Here is a 19014-nt window from a genome sequence, read left to right as displayed (position 1 = left end):
CTCCGATGATCGCCGGGTGCCAACTCCTTCGCGCCGGCCGCGCCGTCTGGCGGTGTCCGCCCTGCTCGCGAGCGGGCTCATCGTCGCGCTCGCCACCCCTGCCTCGGCGGCCGTCCCGGCCGCCGTCCCGACTGCCGGGTCCTGCTCCACCACGGTCGTGACCGTCGGGTGCACCCTGACCAGTCCCAAGGGGCAACCGGCGACCTACCCGCTCACGGTGCCGGCGGGCATGACGTCGGTCGGCGTCATCGTCCGTGGGGCGCGGGGCGCCGACGGGGACTCGGGCGCCACCGGAGGCCGTGGAGGCTTCGTCGTCGCGATCATCCCCACCGTGCCCGGCCAGCCACTGACGGCGTTCCTCGGCAGTGCCGGCAACAGCGCCACGCCCGGCCTCGGGCTCGACGGTCCGGGCAACGGCGGACAGGGACGGTCCAGCACGGGGCAGGACGACAGCGGTGGAGGCGGCGGGGCGAGCGCGGTCGCGGTAGGCGCCGGGAACACGCCGACGGCCGGCGGGTTCGCACCGTCGGTCGTGGCCGGGGGCGGGGGCGGCGCCGGTGGTAGCACCAGGTTCAACCAGAGCACCGCCCGGGGCGGAACCGGGGGCGACGCCGGGAACCCCGCCTTCGCAGGTCAGGAGGGCACAGGCCCCTACGACGGCGCCAACAAGGAGCACACCTACCCCGGCAGTGGCGGGTGCGCCAACGGTTCGCAGTGCGACGACTTCCCGGGGCACGGTGATCGCGCCAAGGGACCCACCGGTGGTACCGGAGGTCAGATCGACTCGCAGGCACCCGGGGGTGGTGGTGGCGGTGGCTGGCCGCTCGGTGGCGGCGGCGGTGGCTCGGCCGTGCCCAATCCGACGGATCCCATCCTGTTCGGCGGTGGCGGCGGTGGTGGTGGCGGACAGAGCTACGTCCTCCCCCAGGGCACCGAGCTCGCGCAGGGCACCGCGAACGCCGGCGACGGCAACGGCAACGGCGACGGGTCGGTGACCTTCTTCCCGGCCGGGAACGCCACCACGGTGCTCTGCACCAACCCCAACCAGAACTTCATGCCTCCCGCCGGCCGGATGGTCGCCGTGCTCGTCGGGGGCAGCGGCGGTCTCCCCACCCACACGGACGAGACCGACGGACCAGGGGCAGGCGCCATCGTCGTCGGGACCGTCACCGTCTCGCCGGGCGAGGTGTTCGACGTGGAGCCCGGCTGTGAGGGGTACGGCCACGACTGGAGTCCGGGCGCCGGGCTCAGCGGCGGTGGAGGCACCGCGCCGTCCGGCGCGGACAACGGAGGAGGCGGGGGCGGCGGCTCGACCCTGTTCATCAAGAGCGCGGTCGAACAACCCCTGCTGGTCGCGGGGGGCGGAGGCGGACCCGGCGGCGGCTCCGTTTCCATCCTGAACGGCTCGAAGGTGAGCAAGGGCGGACACGGCGGGAACGCCGGCTACGGATGGGACGTCAGTGGCGCCGGGAACGGTGGCGATGGCGGTGGCGGTGGCGGTGGCCTGGGTGGTGCTGCCGGGGACAACGCCCAGCACCCGGAGTGGGGCGACTGGGGTGACAGCGTCGACTCGATCATCGCCTCGGGCGGTGGCGGTGGTGGCGGCGGCGGGCATCACGGCGGCCAAGGAGGCGGGTGGGGCACGGCCGGTGGTGGCGGCGGAGGTGGCGCCGGCACCTCGATGTTCGACCCGCGCGCGACCGACACCAGCATCGGAGTCTCGTCGCACAGCCGCGACGGCAGGATCGTGCTCATCCCACTGGGCTCGTAGCCGCCGGATCCTGGTGAGAACTCCCAGGGCCCCGGGCGGGCGGAGACGATGTGCTGACGAGGTGATCACCTCCGCCCGCCGGGCCCGCTGGATCCTCGGCCTGTCGGCCGTCCTGCTCCTCCTGGCGGCCGGCGCCGCCACCGCGACACCCCGCCCGCTGACCGTCCCCTTCATCGTCTCCGTCGGCCCGGCCACCGGCGGGCCGGTCGCCCGGGTGGCAGCTGCACCAGGAGACGCCGTGGTCGTCTCCTCCGGCCCCGGCGGGAGGCTCTCCCTGCGGGTCGTCCCCACGACGAGGCGGGCGCTGCGGGTGCTCGACCTCGCCCCCGTCGCGATCGTGGTGCAGGTGAGCCGAGACGGACGTCCGGTGGCCAACACGCGGTTGAGCCCGGGCAGCACCCTGGTGGTGCCGGCGCGATCCGCTGCCGGCTGACAGCCGGCCGCCGGCTCACTCCCGCGCGGTCGGGTCGGGGGTGCCCAACGAGATCTCGCCACGCGCGCCCGTGATCCGTCGCGTACGGTCTGCTCCAATTGGATGGGAGGCAATCCCTCCGGATGGCCGACTGTTCGTGGAGCTCCGGGAGGGCGGCGGCGTGGCGCGCGAGATCGGTCCGCGGGCACTCGCGACCGCGCCTGCGGGGGCGGCCCCGCCGGTTCTGGGACGCGCGGCGGAGCTGGCCTGGATCACAGGGTTCTCCCGGCGCGCGCTGGCGGGGCGGGCGGGCCGGGCGCTCGTCCTCGGGCCGGGCGGGATCGGCAAGACCGTCCTGGTGGAGGCGGCGGTCGCGCTCGTCCCGGACGCCGTCGTCGTGCGGGTGCACGCGGTCCCCGCCGCCCCGCCCGGGGCGCTGCTCGGGGATCTCCTCGCCGCGCTCGGTGCCCCGTGCACGCGCGCACTCGGCGCCGACGAGGCCGCCGCGGTCCTGCTCGCCATCCTCGGCGAGCAGCAGGACCGCGGCCCCGTCGTCGTGGTGGTCCACGACGTCCACGACGCCGACGAGCCGTCGAGCAGGGCGATCGAGCGGGTCTTCCGCCGTCTCGTCCACGACCGCGTGCTGCTCCTCGCGACCGCCCGGCCCGAGGGCCTCGGCCAGCACTGGTCGCGGTTCTTCGCCGACGGTCCCGACGCCGGGACCTTGTCGCTCGAGGGGCTCGACGAGGACGGGGTGCGCGACCTGGTGGCCGCGTTGCGGCCGGGACGGTGGAGCAGGAGCGTGATCGCGCTCCTGCACCGCGACACCGGCGGTCACCCGCTGCACCTCACCCGGCTCTTGCGCGAGCTGCCCGACGAGGTCCTCCTCGGCGGTTCCCCGCTGCCCGCACCCCGCGAGCTGGCGCAGGAGGTCACGGACGCGGCATCGCGCCTGTCCGACGGTGCCCGTCGCCTGCTGGCGTGCCTGGCGGTCCTCGACCGGCCCGCGCACCGGACGGTGCTCGCCCGCGTCGACGCGCTCGCCGACGTCGCCCTGGAGGACGCCGCGCGGGAGCTCGTCGAGGCGGGTCTGGTCGACGCCCCGTCGCTCGGCGACGCCGACCGCCTGCGCATCCACCACCCCCTGGTCCGCAACGCCGTGGAGGCCGCCCTCGAGGACAAGGAGCGGGCCCGGCTGCACCTCGACGCCGCCCGCGCGGTCGGTGGTGCGGCGGCACTGATGCACCGGGTCGCGGCCGCCCGGGGTCGCCCCGATCCCGAGCTCGCCGACGAGCTCGAGTCCGCGGCCGTCGCCGACCCCGGCGACGTCCGTGCCGCCACCGCGCGCCTGCTCGCGGCGGCCGACCTCAGCGCCACCGGTGACGAGGCTGCCCGCCGGACCCTCGCCGCCGGGCTGCTGCTGGTCGACGGGCAGGACGCCCAGCGGCTGTCGGCGCTCGCCCCGTCCATCCGGGAGGCGGAGCCGAGCCCCGGGCGCGACGTCGTCCTGGGGTTCCTCGCCAGCCAGGGCCAGGACCCGCACGCCGCACTGCTCCTGCAGTCCGCTCTCGACGCCCCCGACGGGGATCCGGAGACCAGAGCGCTGGCCGGGGTACGGCTCGCGCTCGAGCACGTCTTCCGTGGGCGGGGCGCGGCGGCGACCGAGGCCGCCGCACGCGTCCCGGTCCTCACCCGTCGTCCGCTGCGGGCCGAGCAGGCCCACATCCTGGAGGCGGTCGGCCGGGCCCAGCACGCCGGTCCCGACGCCGGGCTGGAGCGGCTCGACGGGCACGTCGACGGTGCCCTCGGCGCCGACCCGGCGATCACCGCCGGCACGCTGCTGCTGGCCGCCGGTCGCGTCCCCGAGGCTCGGCGTCGCCTCGAGGAGGGTCTGTCCCGGGTCCGTCGGGGCGCTGCATCGACGAGCACCCATCGCGCGCACTGCCATCTCGTCGAGGTGCTCTACCGATCCGGGCGGTGGGACCTCGCCGAGGCCGAGGCCGACGTCGCTCTCGACTGGTTCGCCGACGGCGATCTCCCGTGGGCCGAGTCGGTCGCGCACGCCGTGGCCGCGATGGTCCCGGCGGCCCGCTGCCAGCAGGAGCGCGCGACCGCCCACCTCGCGGCGGCCCGAGCATCCCTCGCGCGGACCTTCAACCCGCAGGGCGTCCACGCGATCGCCCTCGCCGAAGCCATCCTCGCCCGGGCCCTCGGCGACGGCGCCGGGATGGAGCGGGCGCTGCGTGACGTGCCCGCCGTCGCCGCCCGCGGCGGCATGTCCTCGGCCCCGTTCGCCCCGTGGCGACCGCTGCACGCCGAGGCGCTCGTCGCGACCGGCGACCTCGTCGGGGCCCGCCGCGCCGTCCGCTCCTGGCCGCGCGCCGGCGCTCCGCTGTGGTTCCGGCTGGCCCGCCACCAGGTCCAGGCCCGCATCGCGCTCGGCGGCGGCGACCCGGTGGGCGCCGCGGCCGCGCTCCGCTCCGGGATCGCCCTCGCGGACGCCCACGGCGCGGAGGCCGACGACGTGTGCCCGGTGGAGCTGGCGGAGCTCCGGGCCCTGCTCGCCGGTCTCCCCGACGTCCACGACGCGGACGAGCAGAACGCGGTGGCACGTCTGGTCTTCGAACGACTCGCCGCGACCCCCTGGCTCGACTCACTGCGCGCCGGCGATCCGGCACCATCACACGATGACGGCGCCCGCGGCCTCACGCCCCGGGAGCGACAGGTGGCGGGACTGGTCGCCCGGGGCATGACGAGTCGTGAGGCCGCCGAGGTGCTGTGGGTGACGCCGAAGGCGGTCGACTACCACCTCGGCAACGTCTACGCGAAGCTCGGGCTCACCTCGCGCCGCCAACTGCGCGGTCGGTCGTTCTCCTGACGACCGTGTGGCGGATCGTCTCTGCGGCCCTCCCGCGCAGCGGCGCGCCACCGCCGATCGAGGTGATCACGCCGGTGTGGCGGCGTGTTCGGGGTGATGGGCCGGCGCGCGCTCGGACCGGTGCAGAGCAACCAGGAGAACGGCGAGCACCGCGGGCACGATGAAGACCACGGGCACGAGCGGGCCCCAGTTGTAGGGCGCCGTGTTGTCGTTCTGCACGTACTGGACGATGTGCCCGACCCCGCAGCCCCAGAAGTAGACGAGGTAACCGGCCACCGTCGCCGTCCAGAACGCGCCGCGCTGCCAGTAGCAGGCGATCCCGAGGACGGCGAAGGTCAGGTTCGCGCAGGCGACCTCCCACTGGAACGGGTTGCCGGCGGGGAAGCCGATCTGCGCGGCGGTGGCGGCCGGGGCGAAGAAGTGCGAGCCGGCCGTGACGACCTCGCCCACGCCCAGGGCGACCACGAGGCCCCACAGCAGGGCGATCTCGAGGCGTCGGCGCGAGGATCGGTCGGAGGACCGGGCGATGTGGACCAGCGCGCCGATCAGGGCGATGACGGGGATGAAGGCCGGACCCCAGGCCGCCGGGTTGGACAGGTTCACGGAGACGCTCCTCGGTGGAGGGCCGGGTCGCCTCGGTGACGGCGGTCAGCCCTCGTCCACTCTGCGCACGCCAGGACGCCCGGACCCTGGTGATTCTCACCAGGGTCCGCATCCGACGGGTCCCGCCGACCCCGCCGCGTTGTTCGGCGAACGGGCGCCCACGGGCTCCTGTCCCCTCGTCGGGGGACGGTCCTGTCGTCCCCGGGACCGGTCGCTCGGGGGACGGAACGGGCCTGGCCGCGGCGGCAGAGTTCTCCTCATCAGCCACGGAGATCGCCCCACCCGGACGCTCCCCGCACCACCTCCCTCACCCCCTCGGGAGCACGTCATGCGCCTCACCCGGATCGCCGCCGCCACCCTCGTCGCCGGCTCGCTCACCTTCGCCGGCACCGGCATCGCCCTGGCCGACACCGTCACCCCCGTCACCGCCACCAGCTCCACGGTCTCCGCGGCCGTCGCGGAGCCGGGAGTGCTCACGCTGTCCTCCAGCACGGTCAAGCCCGGCAGCCAGATCACCTTCTCCGGCACCTTCGCCGAGCCCGCCGCCTCCACCGCCACCGGCCCGATCACCGTCACCTCACCCGCCTTCACCGGCCCGGCCACGCTCACGCGCACCAACCCCGAGGCGTTCTCCGGCTCGGCCACCATCGCCTCCAACCTCAAGGCCGGCAGCTACACCGTCACCGCGTCCTCCTCGGCCGGCACGGTCACCGCGAAGCTCACCGTTCCCGGCACCGTTCCGCCCCCGGTCCCCGCCCACCACAGCAGCACCGGCACCACCGGCACCCACACCTCGGGACACCACTCCGGCACCGAGAACACCACCAGCACCGACACCGACACCGTCGCCAGCAGCACCGACCTCGCCACGGTCCCCGACGCCGGCTCCGACGTGCTGCCCTGGGTCCTCGGCGGCGCCGGGGTCCTCGTCCTGGCCGGTGGCGGCGCCTATGCGGCCGGCCGCGGCCGCCGCACCGGCCCCCAGGTCCGCCAGGACGACCGCGAGCCCCGCACCGAGGTCATGCCCCGCCGCTGAGCACGGACCACCACGCCGGAACCGAGTCACCGTGACCCGGTTCCGGCGTCGAGGTCCGGTCCGTCGCGGCGCTGGGCGTCGATGGCTCCTCCGACGCATCCCGTGACACGGATCGGCCACGGACGCCCCGGCGTCAGGACCCCGCGAACCACCCCGACGGCGCGAGACCGGCCCCGGCCGCCATCTGCGGCACGTAGTGGTCGTTGAACACCTGGGCGATCAGCTCACGGCGGCTGCGGACCCCGACCTTGGCGAAGACCTTCTTCAGGTGGTCCTGCACCGTGTACGCCGACAGGTGCAGGCGCTGCGCGATGTCCCCGGTGTCGATCCCCTGCAGGACCAGCGCGACCACGTCCCGCTCCCGACCCGTGAGCCCGTAGGACGCCACGACCAGCGGGACGATCTCCGGCGGGCGGGCGTCGTCGATGGTGACCACGACGTCGGGTCGGCCACCGTCACGGCTGATCAACGGCGAGGCGTGCGCGACGATCCAGTGCCCGCCGTCGGTCCGCATCCGCGCCCGTGGGGTCGAGGCGCCCGGCGTCGTGCTCATGCGGCGAGCCGCGGCCACCAGCGCCTTGACGATCTGGGGGAGCTCCGAGGCTTCGAGGTCGGCGCAGCCGAGGTCGGCGAGACGCTCGGTGGCACCCAGGTTGGCCTGCGCGACCTCGCCGGAGGCGTCCACGACGAGCACCGCCGGACCGGACGGTGCCGGGCGCCCGTCGTCGCCGACGGCCGCGGCGACCAGGCCGCTGCGCACGCCCCGCGCGAGGCCTTCGGAGACCGAGGCGACGAACGCCTGCTCGGCGGTGGTGAACGTGCGGCCGTCGCCGTGGAAGAGGGCGAGCGCGCCCCAGGTCACGCCGTCGACGCGCAACGTCACCCGGAGCTCGTCGGAGAAGTCCCAGACGGGCGCGAACAGCTCCGCGTGCCGGCGGGAGCGCTCGAGGTCGCCGCCGCTCGAGGAGTGCAGCGTGACCACGCCGCCGCCGGCGGAGGAGAGGGAGCGGAAGTCGTACAGGTCCTCGACCTCGTACTCGTGGTACGACCACTCGATGTCGTGGTCGTCGTCGAGGCACCCGCTCTTGACGTTGGCCGTGACGATGTGGGTGGCCGGATCGACCGAGGCGAAGCAGCTCGCGGCGAACGGCATCGCGCGGTTCAGCAGGTCGGTCGCCGTCCGGCCGAACGTCTGCCAGTCCAGGCCGGCGACGGCGAGCTGGTCGATCTGGCCACGCACGCGCTCCGGGCTCACCGCAGTCATGTGACGCACCGTAACTCGGACTCGGGCATCCGAGGTACCCCAGAATTCTGGGACCAGCAGAGCCCAGGTTGCTGGGATGGGCGTCCCGACGGCGGGTCGGCAGTCTTCTCGGCATGACGAACACCGAGCTCGACGCCACGATCCGGATCAACCCGACCAGCTGGAACCTCGGCTTCCACTACGACCAGGCGCAGCTCCGGCCCGCACCAGCCCGGTTACTCACCGTCGCCGGGCAGGGCTCCATCGACGAGCACGGCGCGTTGCTGCACGCCGACGACATGGGCGCCCAGATGGCGCTCGCCGTCGCGAACGTGGAGTCCCTGCTCGCCGAGGGCGGCATGGACCTGCGCGACGTCACCCGCCTCGTCGTGTACGTGACCGACATGGACGCCGCGCTCGTGTCCTACGGCGCGCTCGTCGAGCGGCTCGCCGCCCTGGACGCCACGCCGCCGGCGACGCTCCTCGAGGTCGCCCGTCTGGCCGTGCCCGGCATGTGCGTCGAGATCGACGCCACCGCCGGCCGTTGAGCCGCACCGTCCGACCGCACCCGTGACCCCCGCTCTCGTGCGGGAGCCCCGCCCGGGAGCTCCCGTCGTCCGTACCCGCAGCACCACCTCGTCGAAGGAGAAGAACCATGACCGCCGCCCCCGCCACCTCGACCGCCTCCCTCGCGATCCGTTCGCATGACCCCGGCTACGACGCCGCGGTCGCCACCTTCAACACCGCCCACCGGCCACGCCCCGACCTGGTCCTGGAGGCCCGCAGTCCGGACGACGTCGTCGCCGGCGTCCGCCGCGCCCGCGCCGAGGGCCTCGCGGTGACCGTGCAGGCGACCGGCCACGGCATCGCCTCCGATCTGGCCGGGTCGCTGCTGATCTCCACCCGTCACCTCGACGACGTCCGCGTCGACGCGGGCCGTCGGGTCGCCGTCGTCGGAGGCGGCGCCACCTGGGCGCAGGTCATCGCCGCCGCGACGCCGCACGGCCTCGCGCCGATCTGCGGGTCCTCCTCGGGCGTCGGCGTCGCCGGCTTCCTGCTCGGCGGCGGGCACGGCCCCCTGTCGCGGGAGTTCGGGGTCGGCTCCGACCACCTGCGCCGGGCGGTCGTCGTCACCGGCGCGGGGGAGCTCGTCGACACCGACGACGACCCCGACCTCCTCGCCGCCCTGCGCGGCGGCAAGGCCGGGTTCGGGATCGTCGTCGAGCTCGAGGTCGACCTGCACCCGGTGACCCGTCTGTACGGCGGCGGCATCTTCCTGCCCGGCGAGGCCGCGCCCGCGGTCCTCCCGGCCTGGCGCGACTGGGTGGCGGCGCTGCCCGAGCACGCCTCGAGCTCGGTCGCGCTGCTCCGGCTGCCCCCGGACCCGTCGCTGCCGCCGCCCCTGCAGGGCCGGTTCGTCGTGCACCTGCGCTTCACGACGACGGGTTCGACCGAGGAGGGCGAGGCGCTGATCGCACCGATGCGTGCTCTGGGCAGGGGCGAGCGGAGCGACGGGGGATATGACGTCGAGCCGATCGCCGACATGGTCGGGGAGATGCCGTTCGCCGCGATCGACGCGGTGCACGCCGACCCTACCGACCCGATGCCGGTGTGGGACTCCTCGGCGCTGCTGACCGACCTGCCCGACACGGCCCTGGAGGCCCTGCTCGCGGTCGCCGGCCCCGGGGTGGAGACGCCGCTGATCATGGCCGAGCTGCGCGCGTTCGGCGGCGCGATCACCCGTCGTCCGGACCTCGACTCCGTCGCCGGCCGCGACGCCCCGTTCGGGCTCTACGCGCTCGGCCCGATGGTGCCCGAGCTGGTCGGCGTCGTGCCGATCGTCGTGCAGGGCGTGGTGGACGCGCTCAAGCCCTGGTCGGCGGGGGTGCTCCCGAACTTCCTGGGCGCGGCGCACGGCGGCGTGGTCGGCCGGGCCTGGGACGACGAGACCCTCGTGCGGCTGCTCGCCACCCGGACCCGGCTCGACCCGGACGGGGTGTTCGGCCGGGTCGGCACACGGATCGGCGAGTAACCCCCCTCGCCACTCGGCAGGAAAGCGTCGTTGCTGTCACTGGATGACAGCAACGACGCTTTCCTGTCACCAGGAGGGAGGACCTACGGCACCCGGACCATCGACCCCACCGACGGCACGCCCCGGTCGTCGACCAGCACGAGCATGTAGTTGCCCACCTGCATCGTCTCGATCTCGGCCGGGAGGGCCAGCTCCAGGGTGTCCGGTCCGGTCGCCCGCGCGTCGACCGCGATGGAGAACTGGTCCACCGCGGTCACGTGCGTGGACGACATCAGCCGCATCAGGCGCACCTTCTGGATGCGCTCGGCGTCGGGGGTCTGCACCTCCACGGTGGTGCCCCGGCGCATGACGTCGGGCGCCGCGGTGATCTCCGGTCGCTTCCCGCCCTGGAACAGGTAGGGCGGGGTGTAGATCTCGAGACGCTGCTCGAAGGTCCCCGGGATCGTGTTGCGCTCGTCGTCGAAGAGCGGGTCCGAACCCGCCGTCAGGACCCGTCCGTCGGGGAGCAGGACCGCCTGACCGTGGTAGTTCCGCCCGACCACCGGGTCGGCCGCCTCCACGAGCGTCCCGCCCGGGCCGCCCTCGGGACGCAGCAGATGCGCGTCGAGGACGTCGGAGCTGCCCTTGCCGCGGTAGTCGCGCGAGCCGTGGCTGATGAGCATCGAGTCGTCGGGCAGCGTCGTGAGGTTGGGGTAGCGCACCGGGTCGGGCAGCACCGGCCCGGGCCGGAACGCCGGGTCGGGGGAGTCCAGGTCGATCTCGTCGATCCGTGCGGTGGTCAACGGGCTCTCGCCGATCCCGCCGCCGCCGACGACCACCATCCGCTGGTCCTGCACCGGGCCCAGCCAGGCGGAGCCCGCCGTCTCGAGCAGGTTCGGGTCGCGCAGGCCCCCGACCGGGGTGAGGACGTTCGTGCCGAGGTCCCAGAAGCCGGGCAGGCGCCCGGCCTCGGCCGGCCCGTACCCCGAGTTGGTGCCGGAGTAGAAGAGCCGGTTCGGCTGCTCGGTGGCGAAGACCGCGGGGTAGGTCGGGAAGTACTGGGTGAGCTGCTTGTCCTCGACGAACCGGTTGGTGCGCGGGTCGAAGTGCTCGGTCTCGCCGTTCAGCACGTTGCCGATGTTGTCCAGCCCGGACAGGGCCAGCACCTCGCCGTTGGGCAGCGGGGTCAGCGTCGGGTACCAGCGCGCGAAGTCCATGTCGTCCACGCGCGACCAGGTCTCCGCGACCGGGTCGAACGTGTAGGCGGCCTCGGTGCCCTGGTAGTTCTGCTTGTCCAGGGTCAGCGCCTCGCCGAGCCCGTAGACGTCCTTCCCGGCGGCCGCGTCCAGCCCGGTGATCGCGTACTGCAGGCCGGGCTGCGCCGTGATGCCCTGCGGCCCGGGCGCCACGGCCTCGACGAACACCCGCTCCTCGGCGGCGGTGACGGTGGCCCCGGTGCGGGTCGCGACCTTCGTCGCCGGCGGGACCACGTTCGGCCGGATCGTGCGGTAGGCCTTGCCCTCGGGGGAGACGAACTCGGTGCCCGCGGGGATGTCGCGCCCGACGTCGGGGTTCTCGTTCTTCACCCGCATCGCGCCGCCGGCGAAGGTGACGGCGCCGTCGAGCTTCTCGTAACGCGCGGTGCCTCCCGCGACCAGCAGCCTGCCGTCGGGAAGGAGCGTCTGACCGGCGCAGAACATGTCGTCGGGGACGGGGATGACCTTCGAGGCGCCGGTCGCGGGGTCGTAGAGCAGGCTCTTCAGCGCCTTGGTCGCGAACATGTCCTCCTTGTTGCCCGACCCGGCGATCAGCATGATCTTGCCGCTGGGCAGGAGCGCGGAGTGGATCGCGTTGACGCGCTGGTCGACGGGCAGTTCGAGGACGTCCCACTTGCCGAACTGGCGCTGGTAGTCGAGCGAGTTGATCAGGCGCTGGTACTGCCAGTCCTGCACGTAGGCGACGGCGGGCGGCAGGTTGACGCCGAGCAGGACGGCGAGGGCGATGGCGGTCAGGGCGAGAGGTCGGAGCCGACGCGAGGCGCGCAGGACGACACCTCCTCGGGGAGCGGGGGTGTGCGGGCCCGGGATCAGGCGGGCACCGGGGGCCCCCGGGCCCCGCTGGCGGCCACGGCCCGCCCCACCCACGGTCCTTCCCGACGACGGGTCGCGGCGCCGGCCCGGACGCGTCGCGTCCCGGTCGGGCGCCGCCACCAGCGCCGGGTCAGGACGCGGTCGGCGGTGTCGCGCAGGTCGTCGGCGAGGCGCGCGCCGCCGAGCAGGAGCAGCGCCGTCGCGAGCGCGGCCGCGCCGTGCACGCCGAGCGCGGCGACGGCGGTGACGACGTGGTGGTCGGCCGCGGCGAGGACCGCCTCGAGCGCCACCTGGCCGAGCAGGAGGACGGCGAGCGCGGTCCACGGGCCACGGGACACCCGGCCGGTGCGCAGGGCGAGCAGGCTGACCACGCCCGACACCGCGACGACGACCGTGAGGACGATCCCCGTCGGGCGGGCGCCGCCGCCCCCGAGGTGGGCGCCGAGCGCGAGTGCGGTGCCGAGTGCCGCCGCGACAGGGACACGGTGGACCGGGATGTCCGGTCCGTGCCCTCCTGTCCGCATGTCACCGACTGTAGGTGACTACCCGGGGTGATCCCCGGGTCGTCCCCGGGCTACTGCCGGTAGCCCTCGACCGTCCGGGCGTCGCGCTCGTGGGCCTCGCCCGGATCCTCTCCGGCGTCGCGCTGGGCCTGGCGCTGGCGCTTGAGGTCGAAGAGCCGGTCGCGCTCGACCTGCAGCTCGCGCAGGCGGTCGGCGTCGGCGTCGTCGAGACCGCCGTGGGAGGCGCTGCGCAGGGCGTGCTCGGCCTCGGCGTTCTCGTCGATCGCGCGGGCGAGTTCGGCGTCGGTGCGGGGTTCGTCGGCCATGGTCCCACCCTCCTCCGGGGCGAGGGTGCGCGTGAAGGGGTGACACGGCGTCGGACCGGGAAAGCGGGGTCGTGGACGATCCCGCGACCGTCTCCCCGTGCGACGCGCTCCGACGGGCGGCGCTCGCCGCCCCCGCCGACCGGGTCGGCCCCGTCTGCGCGGGTGAGATCGCGCAGCGACTCGGGGCGGACCTCGTCGAGCTGCGGCTGATCGACCGCGCCGGCCGCTCCCTCCGCTCGGTGGGCTCCTCCTCCGGGAGTTCCGAACCCGAGCCGCGCCCCCGACGCGACGGCGACCTGCGGCCCGGCGTCGTGCACCGCGACGGCGGGCGGGCCGACGTCGCGCTCGCGGCGCGGGGCGTGGTGCACGGGGTGCTGACGGTGCACGGGGCGGTCGGGGTCGCCGACGACCTGCTCGTCGACCTCGCGGAGCAGACCTCCCTGCTGCTGGTCCAGGCGGCCCGCATCACCGACCTCGTCGAGCTGCGCCGCCGGTCGACCTCCTACAGCGTCAGTGCCGAGTTCGGGTGGCAGCTGCTCCCGCCCACGTCCGTCGTCACCGACCGGGTCGGGCTCTCCGCCGCGATCGAGCCCGCCCCGCGGGTCTCCAGCGACCTGTTCGACTGGTCGATCGACGGCGACCGGGTGTGGCTGGCGGTGATCGACGCCCGGGGGCGCAACCTCTCCGCGGCGCTCCCGGCGGCCCTGACCCTCACCGCGCTGCGGCACGCCCGCCGCGCCGGGCTGTCCCTCGCGGAGCAGGTGTCGCTGGCCGACCAGGTGGTGTACGACCACTGGCGGGGTCGGGCCGAGATCGCCGCGACCGTGCTGTCGGTCGACCTGGACGCCGACCGGGCGGAGATGGTGCGCGCGGGCGACGACCCGCCCGCGGTCCTCCTGCGGCGGGGCGGGGCGGGCGGCCGGGTGTGGGAGCCGAGCCTCCCGGCCCACGAGGCGCTCGGGTGTTACGAGCGGTCGCACTACCGCGTGGAGTCCGTCGAGGTCCTGGTCGGCGACGCGCTGCTGGTCGTCTCCGCGGGCGGGCCGGGCGTGCAGGACGCGGCCGGACGGGCCTTCGGCGGCGGGGCGACCGGCGCGTCCTTCGGGGCGACGGAGGGCCTCGCCGGGTTGCCGCACGCCCTCATCGAGGCGTGGCGCGAGCACGGCGGCGGCGACCTCGCGCGGGACGCGACGGCCGTGGTGGTGGAGCGCCGGGCCTGAACCGGCCCCTTCAGCGACGCGCGTCCCGCTCGTCCTGCCGTTCGTGCTCGGCGGCCGCGGCGTAGGCGCGCATGCCCCGCAGGAGGGCGTCCCGGTCGGCCGGGTCCATCGTCGAGAGGACCCGCTGCAGCCGGCGCACCCGGAGGTCGGCGAGCTCGGCGAGGACGTCGTGCCCGGCGCGGGTGAGGGTCAGCAGGGTCGCGCGGCGGTTGGTGGGTGAGGGGGCGCGCTCGACGAGTCCGGCCGCGGCGAGGCGGTCCGAGAGCCGGCTCGCGGTGGAGGGCAGCATCCCGGTCGCCTCGGCGAGCGTCGACACCTGCGCGGGGCCGGTGGTGCCCAGGACCTGCAGCGCCCGCAGATGGGCCGGGGCGACGCGGTCCTCCAGCTCCTCCGCGGCACCCAGCGCCGTGTCGAGGAGCGGTCGCAGGACGACCTCGAGCTCGGCGGCGTCGGCGTGATCGTCGTCGACTCCGCGCGGTCCCGGGATCACACCCCACCCTGGCATGGGACCCCGGATCGGCGGGGACGCCCTCCGCGACACGCCTCTGTGCGTAAAGCAACTAGTGCGTTTCGCACGACGTGCACAAGTGCACCCCGGGCCGTGCGTACAGCGGGTACGCCGATCCCCCCGGGAGACACGATGATCCCCACCAGCGTGCTCGGCGCCCTGCCGACCGCCCCACCCGTCGACGGCGAGTTCGCGAGCGAGGTCGTCTACAGCTCCGGCGTCTGGCATCTGATCGAGTACGGCTTCGCCGTCGCCGGGTTCGCCCTGCTCGCGGGCGCGGCGTACAGCGTGCTCGGACGCCACGAGGTCGGGACCAAGTACCGGACGGCGGTGCACGGCTCGGCCCTGCTGCAGGCCGTCGCGGCACTCGCCTACCTCGGGCTGTTCGTGTCGTGGCACACCGGGTTCGACCTCGTGAACGGCTTCTACGTGCCGGCCGCCGACTCACGCTTCAACGGCGGACTGCGCTACGCGGACTGGTCGGTCACGGTGCCGCTGCTCGGGGTCGAGCTGCTCGCGGTGACGACGCTGGCCGGCAAGGCACTGAGCCGGGCGCGGGTGGTGACGATCGTGTCGGCGTTCCTGATGATCATCACCGGTTTCCTCGGGGCCGAGGTGTTCGACAACGGCACCAGCGCGACGTGGCTCAACATCTGGGCCGCGGTCTCGACGGTGTTCTTCCTCGTCATGTACGCGGTGCTCGGCAAGGCCGTCCTCGACAGCCGGGCCGGGCTCTCCGGGTCGACCTTCACCAGCCTGCTGCGGTCGACGATCGTGCTGTTCTCGATCTTCGGTGCCTACCCGCTGCTCTACCTGGTCCAGGTGCTCGTCACCCCGAACTCGAACCTCGTGCTCTGGGCGGTCGTGGTCCAGCTCGGCTTCTCGTTCTCCGACATCATCGCCAAGGTCGGCTTCGGTGCCATGATCCACAAGGTCGCGAAGCTGCGGACCGCCGAGGACATGAACGCCGGCGTCCAGACGCACGACGAGCCGGTGTACGTCGCCCACGAGCTGCAGGCCGCGCCGCGGCCCGCCGTCGCGACCGCTCTCGCGGGTGCGAACGGCCACGGCCCGGCCGGGGAGCGCTGAGCACCCGGTGATCGCGCTCGGAGGCGTCCGGGCCCGCCCGGGCGCGTCCGGCGCGGCCGCCGTGCCCACCGCCGTCGCCGTGCCCCTGCGCGCGGCGACGGCGGTCTCGGTGTCCGCCGCCGCCGTCGTCCTCGTCGTCGGGCTCGTCGCTCCCGGGGTCTGGGAGCGCTGGTCGTGGCTGCCGTTCGCGGTGGGCCTGCTCGTCGGGATCCCGCACGGAGCCCTCGACCACCTCGTGCCGTGGTGGACGGGTGGCACGGCCCGTCGGTCCCGCCGGCTCGTCGTCGTGCTGCTCGCCTACGTCGCGCTCGCCGTCCTCACCTTCGTGGCCGCCCGGCTGTGGCCGGTGCCCGCCCTCCTGGTCCTGCTCGTCGGCTCGGCCGTGCACTTCGGGGTCGGCGAGACCACGGTGGCGGCGCTGCGCACCGGTCGACCCGAGGGGCGCGGTCCACGGTTTATCGCGTCCGGGCTGGCCACGGTCGCCGTGCCCTTCCTCGCCTGGCCCGCGACCGTGCGGCCCGTCCTGGACGTCCTCGCGCCCGGCTCCGCCGCGGTGATCCTCGACCCGCGGGCGATGCTCGTCGTCGGGATCGGCTCCGCGGTGGTGATCGTCGCGACCCTCGTCGCCGACCTGGTCGGGGGCCGCCGGCCCGCTGCCGCCGAACTCGCGCTGCTCACCGCGCTCTTCGTCGTCGTCCCGCCGCTCGCGGCGTTCGGGCTCTACTTCGGGGTCTGGCACGGCCTGCGGCACCTCGCACGACTGGTCGCGCTCGATCCCGCGAACGCCGACGACCTCGCGGCCCGCCGCCTCGCGCGACCGGTCGGCCGGGTCCTGCTCCAGTCGGCCCTCCCGACGACGGCGGTGCTCGTCGTCCTGGGTGTCCTGCTGGCCGTGCCGGGGCTGGCCGGGCACGCCGTCGCAGGTCTGGTGCCGATCGGGCTCGCGGTCGTGCTGGCGCTGACGGTGCCGCACATGGCGGTGGTCGCGGTGATGGACCGCCGGCAGCGTCCGGCCTGTCACGCTCAGAACGGCGGGTCGTCGCCGGCGTAGGCGGTGCGGTCGGTGCGGGTGGCGAGGTGCCAGGCGGGAGACCCGCCACCGCCGTCGTCATGATTCGAACACTGGTACGAACCCCCGACAGTCTCGGTCCGCGCAGGTCGGAGCCTCTGACGGATCAGTTCGAGTAGACCCGCGCCGGTGTGACGAACACGGCCGCGCGGCGGTCCCGGGCCATGGTCGCGTCGAACTCGTCCCAGTCGTCGTGGCTACCGCCCGCCGCGGTGAACACCGCGCGCAGGAGGGCGGGCACGTCGTCGACCCCGGGCAGCGGGTCGTCCGGGCCGGCGATCTCGACCGACCCCTCGACGGTGCCCCACCGCCACCCCGACCGCGCCGTCACCGCCGTCCACGGCCGCCGACGCAGGTTGCCCAGCTTCGCCCGGCCGTAGGTGACGAACGCGAGCACGTCCTGCCCCGTCACCGGGTGCGGCAGCACCCCGGCGTTCACCACCGACGACTGGATCGACCCGTCCGCCCGCGCGGTGGCGACGACGACGAGGCCGTGCTCCTCGGCGGCGAGGGCGTGGAATCCTAAGAGGTCCATCGCCTCATCGTGCCTGTGCCACCATGTCGACGTGGCCGGACCGGTCGAAGGTCTCGCCCGGCTCGAGCGGGCAGCGGAGGCGGGCGTCATCGACGCGCTCTGCGAGCGCCGCGGGGTGCGTCTCCTCACGGTCTTCGGCAGCACCGCCCGAGGGGAACCCGAACCCCGGGATCTCGACGTCGCGGTCCTCTTCGAGCACGGTGTCCGGCCCGAGGTGCTCGGACTGATGGCGGACCTCGCTGACCTCGCCGGGGTCGACGTCGATCTGGCTCACCTCAACCGGGCCGGGCCCGTGCTCCGGGAGCGTGCCCTGCTCGGTGCTGTGGGGCTCTACGAGAGCGAGCGTGGTGCGCTCGCGACCGCCGGAACGGCTGCGCTCGGCGAGCGCATCGACACCGACCGGAGCCGCCGTCGGGACCTGGAGCTCCTGGCGGAATGACGCCACGACGTCTCGACTGGCAGGCGGTACGGCCGAAGCTCCGACAGATCGAACGCTTCGTCGCCGTCCTGGAGTCCTACGGTCCGATCACCGCCGAGGAGCTCGACGCGGACATCCGCACGGCTCTCGCGATCGAGCGGGCGCTCACCCTGCTCGTCGAGCTCGCCTTCGCGGTCAACGGTCACGTGGCGGCCGCCCGGCTGGGTCGTTCACCGGACTCCTACGCGGAGTCCTTCGCGCTCGCGGCCGAGGTCGGCGTGATCGACGGCGACCTCGCGGCGCGCCTGCGACCGTCCGCCGGGATGCGGAACGTCCTCGTGCACGCGTACCTCGAGGTCGACCACGACATCGTCGCCGGGAGCATCCCGGGCGTGATCGTCGACTTCACGGACTACTCGCGGCAGGTGGCCGCCTGGTTCTCGAGCACGTCCTGACGACAGGTCGTACGCGATCGCGTCGCGCTGCTCCGGGACCACCGGACCGTCACGATGATGATCGTGGCTCGCACGGGCACGGTCGAGGTCCCGGTCGAACGTCCCGGCCGGCCCTGGCGGGCCCTCGTCGAGAACCCCGACCTGTGGGTCACGCCGCTGCTCATCGTGGTCGGTCTCGCGGTCGCGTCCGGCACCGTCTACGGCGGCTCGCTGGACTCGCTCGAGGCACGTGCGCTCGACCCCGCGAACGTCCTGGGGCAGCTCGCCCAGCACCTGGTGCTGACGGCGTGGTCGACGCTGCTCGTCCTGGTCGTCGCGCTGCCGCTGGGGCTGGTGCTCAGCCGCCCGCGGTTCGTCGTCGTCGCCCGGATCGTCGCCCTGGTGGGCGGGTTCGCGCAGGCACTCCCGGCGTTCGGGGTGCTGATCCTGCTCGGCTTCTGGCGGTTCGGGCTCGTCAGCGCGGTGCTCGGACTGGGCCTCGCCGCCTTCCTGCCCGTCCTGCGGAACACGATCGTCGGTCTGCAGGAGGTCGACCGGGACCTCGTCGAGACGGCCCGGGGGATGGGGATGTCGGCGCGGCAGTGCCTCGTCCGCGTGGAGATCCCGCTCGCGATCCCGGTCATCGTCGCGGGGGTCCGCGTGGCGCTCGTGCTCAACGTCGGCACGGCGACCCTCGCGTCCTACATCGGCGCCGGTGGCCTGGGCGCCCTGATCCAGCAGGCCCTGCTGCTGAACCGGCTCACGGTGCTCGTGGTCGCCGGTTCGCTCGTCGCCGCCCTGGCGCTGCTGGTCGACTGGCTCGCGGGACTGGTCGAGCGGGCCGTCGCCGCCCGCACGGGCTGACGAC

At 74.5% G+C, this 19014-nt stretch carries 19 protein-coding genes; 12 read left to right on the top strand and 7 right to left on the bottom strand.

Annotated elements, in window-relative coordinates:
- Window positions 1–16: 16 nt before the first annotated feature.
- From BJ983_RS31695 to BJ983_RS32340, 3 genes are all read left to right on the top strand, one after another.
- Window positions 17–1771, top strand: coding sequence for a hypothetical protein (locus BJ983_RS31695; protein ID WP_179794740.1), 1755 nt, complete (start codon window positions 17–19; stop codon window positions 1769–1771).
- A gap of 61 nt (window positions 1772–1832) precedes the next feature.
- Window positions 1833–2204: a hypothetical protein gene (locus tag BJ983_RS16275; RefSeq protein WP_179794739.1), complete on the top strand. Its 372-nt coding sequence runs from the start codon at window positions 1833–1835 to the stop codon at window positions 2202–2204.
- Between the two features lie 136 nt (window positions 2205–2340).
- Window positions 2341–5061, top strand: coding sequence for a LuxR C-terminal-related transcriptional regulator (locus tag BJ983_RS32340; RefSeq protein ID WP_179794738.1), 2721 nt, complete (start codon window positions 2341–2343; stop codon window positions 5059–5061).
- A gap of 66 nt (window positions 5062–5127) precedes the next feature.
- Here the strand turns inward: BJ983_RS32340 and BJ983_RS16265 are convergent, their stop codons facing one another.
- The gene (locus BJ983_RS16265; protein ID WP_179794737.1) at window positions 5128–5664 is read right to left on the bottom strand and encodes a DUF6790 family protein; all 537 of its coding nucleotides are present in this window, start codon (window positions 5662–5664) and stop codon (window positions 5128–5130) included.
- 328 nt (window positions 5665–5992) lie between these two features.
- Between BJ983_RS16265 and BJ983_RS16260 the strand changes: the two genes are divergently transcribed.
- Window positions 5993–6700 carry a hypothetical protein gene (locus BJ983_RS16260; protein WP_179794736.1) on the top strand — a complete coding sequence of 236 codons (708 nt, stop codon included), beginning with the start codon at window positions 5993–5995 and terminating at the stop codon, window positions 6698–6700.
- 133 nt (window positions 6701–6833) lie between these two features.
- On the opposite strand, the gene BJ983_RS16255 is transcribed toward BJ983_RS16260, so the two are convergent.
- Entirely contained in the window at window positions 6834–7964 is a 1131-nt protein-coding gene (locus BJ983_RS16255) for a helix-turn-helix transcriptional regulator (RefSeq protein WP_179794735.1), read from the bottom strand.
- 113 nt (window positions 7965–8077) lie between these two features.
- Here BJ983_RS16255 and BJ983_RS16250 point away from each other — a divergent pair, with 113 nt between their 5' ends.
- Together BJ983_RS16250 and BJ983_RS16245 are read left to right on the top strand one after the other, a co-directional pair.
- Window positions 8078–8491, top strand: a complete 414-nt coding sequence (locus BJ983_RS16250) for a RidA family protein (protein ID WP_179794734.1) — start codon at window positions 8078–8080, stop codon at window positions 8489–8491.
- Window positions 8492–8598: 107 nt separating this feature from the next.
- The gene (locus BJ983_RS16245) at window positions 8599–9975 is read left to right on the top strand and encodes an FAD-binding oxidoreductase (RefSeq protein ID WP_179794733.1); all 1377 of its coding nucleotides are present in this window, start codon (window positions 8599–8601) and stop codon (window positions 9973–9975) included.
- Between the two features lie 83 nt (window positions 9976–10058).
- Here the strand turns inward: BJ983_RS16245 and glxA are convergent, their stop codons facing one another.
- Genes glxA through BJ983_RS16230 form a run of 3 tightly spaced genes read right to left on the bottom strand, consistent with a single transcriptional unit; the run spans window position 10059 to window position 12873 of the window.
- Window positions 10059–12098 (bottom strand): radical copper oxidase GlxA, encoded by a 2040-nt coding sequence (gene glxA, locus BJ983_RS16240; RefSeq protein ID WP_343054218.1) that lies wholly within the window; start codon window positions 12096–12098, stop codon window positions 10059–10061.
- Window positions 12041–12568 (bottom strand): hypothetical protein, encoded by a 528-nt coding sequence (locus BJ983_RS16235; RefSeq protein WP_179794732.1) that lies wholly within the window; start codon window positions 12566–12568, stop codon window positions 12041–12043. The genes glxA and BJ983_RS16235 overlap by 58 nt, the downstream gene beginning before the upstream one ends.
- 50 nt (window positions 12569–12618) lie before the next feature.
- Window positions 12619–12873: a DUF2630 family protein gene (locus BJ983_RS16230; protein ID WP_179794731.1), complete on the bottom strand. Its 255-nt coding sequence runs from the start codon at window positions 12871–12873 to the stop codon at window positions 12619–12621.
- Between the two features lie 71 nt (window positions 12874–12944).
- Here BJ983_RS16230 and BJ983_RS32335 point away from each other — a divergent pair, with 71 nt between their 5' ends.
- Window positions 12945–14093, top strand: a complete 1149-nt coding sequence (locus BJ983_RS32335) for a SpoIIE family protein phosphatase (protein ID WP_179794730.1) — start codon at window positions 12945–12947, stop codon at window positions 14091–14093.
- A 10-nt stretch (window positions 14094–14103) separates the two neighbouring features.
- Here the strand turns inward: BJ983_RS32335 and BJ983_RS16220 are convergent, their stop codons facing one another.
- The gene (locus tag BJ983_RS16220) at window positions 14104–14583 is read right to left on the bottom strand and encodes a MarR family transcriptional regulator (protein WP_179794729.1); all 480 of its coding nucleotides are present in this window, start codon (window positions 14581–14583) and stop codon (window positions 14104–14106) included.
- A 150-nt stretch (window positions 14584–14733) separates the two neighbouring features.
- On the opposite strand from BJ983_RS16220, the gene BJ983_RS16215 reads away from it, so the two are divergent.
- Together BJ983_RS16215 and BJ983_RS16210 are read left to right on the top strand one after the other, a co-directional pair.
- Complete coding sequence (locus BJ983_RS16215) at window positions 14734–15690, top strand: bacteriorhodopsin (RefSeq protein WP_179794728.1); 957 nt, start codon at window positions 14734–14736, stop codon at window positions 15688–15690.
- A 7-nt stretch (window positions 15691–15697) separates the two neighbouring features.
- Window positions 15698–16741, top strand: coding sequence for a beta-carotene 15,15'-dioxygenase, Brp/Blh family (locus tag BJ983_RS16210; protein WP_179794727.1), 1044 nt, complete (start codon window positions 15698–15700; stop codon window positions 16739–16741).
- A gap of 124 nt (window positions 16742–16865) precedes the next feature.
- Here the strand turns inward: BJ983_RS16210 and BJ983_RS16205 are convergent, their stop codons facing one another.
- Complete coding sequence (locus tag BJ983_RS16205) at window positions 16866–17294, bottom strand: TIGR03618 family F420-dependent PPOX class oxidoreductase (RefSeq protein ID WP_179794726.1); 429 nt, start codon at window positions 17292–17294, stop codon at window positions 16866–16868.
- A 31-nt stretch (window positions 17295–17325) separates the two neighbouring features.
- On the opposite strand from BJ983_RS16205, the gene BJ983_RS16200 reads away from it, so the two are divergent.
- Genes BJ983_RS16200 through BJ983_RS16190 form a run of 3 tightly spaced genes read left to right on the top strand, consistent with a single transcriptional unit; the run spans window position 17326 to window position 19010 of the window.
- Window positions 17326–17733, top strand: coding sequence for a nucleotidyltransferase family protein (locus tag BJ983_RS16200; protein ID WP_179794725.1), 408 nt, complete (start codon window positions 17326–17328; stop codon window positions 17731–17733).
- Entirely contained in the window at window positions 17730–18167 is a 438-nt protein-coding gene (gene hepT, locus BJ983_RS16195) for a type VII toxin-antitoxin system HepT family RNase toxin (protein WP_179794724.1), read from the top strand. Before BJ983_RS16200 ends, hepT begins: the two co-directional genes overlap by 4 nt.
- Before the next feature lie 57 nt (window positions 18168–18224).
- Window positions 18225–19010, top strand: a complete 786-nt coding sequence (locus BJ983_RS16190) for an ABC transporter permease (protein WP_246325604.1) — start codon at window positions 18225–18227, stop codon at window positions 19008–19010.
- Window positions 19011–19014 lie beyond the last annotated feature (4 nt).

The organism is Actinomycetospora corticicola (assembly GCF_013409505.1).
In the GTDB taxonomy this organism is placed as follows: domain Bacteria; phylum Actinomycetota; class Actinomycetes; order Mycobacteriales; family Pseudonocardiaceae; genus Actinomycetospora; species Actinomycetospora corticicola.
Note: the sequence above shows the minus strand (reverse complement) of the source record. Positions and strands in the feature narration are given on the sequence as shown.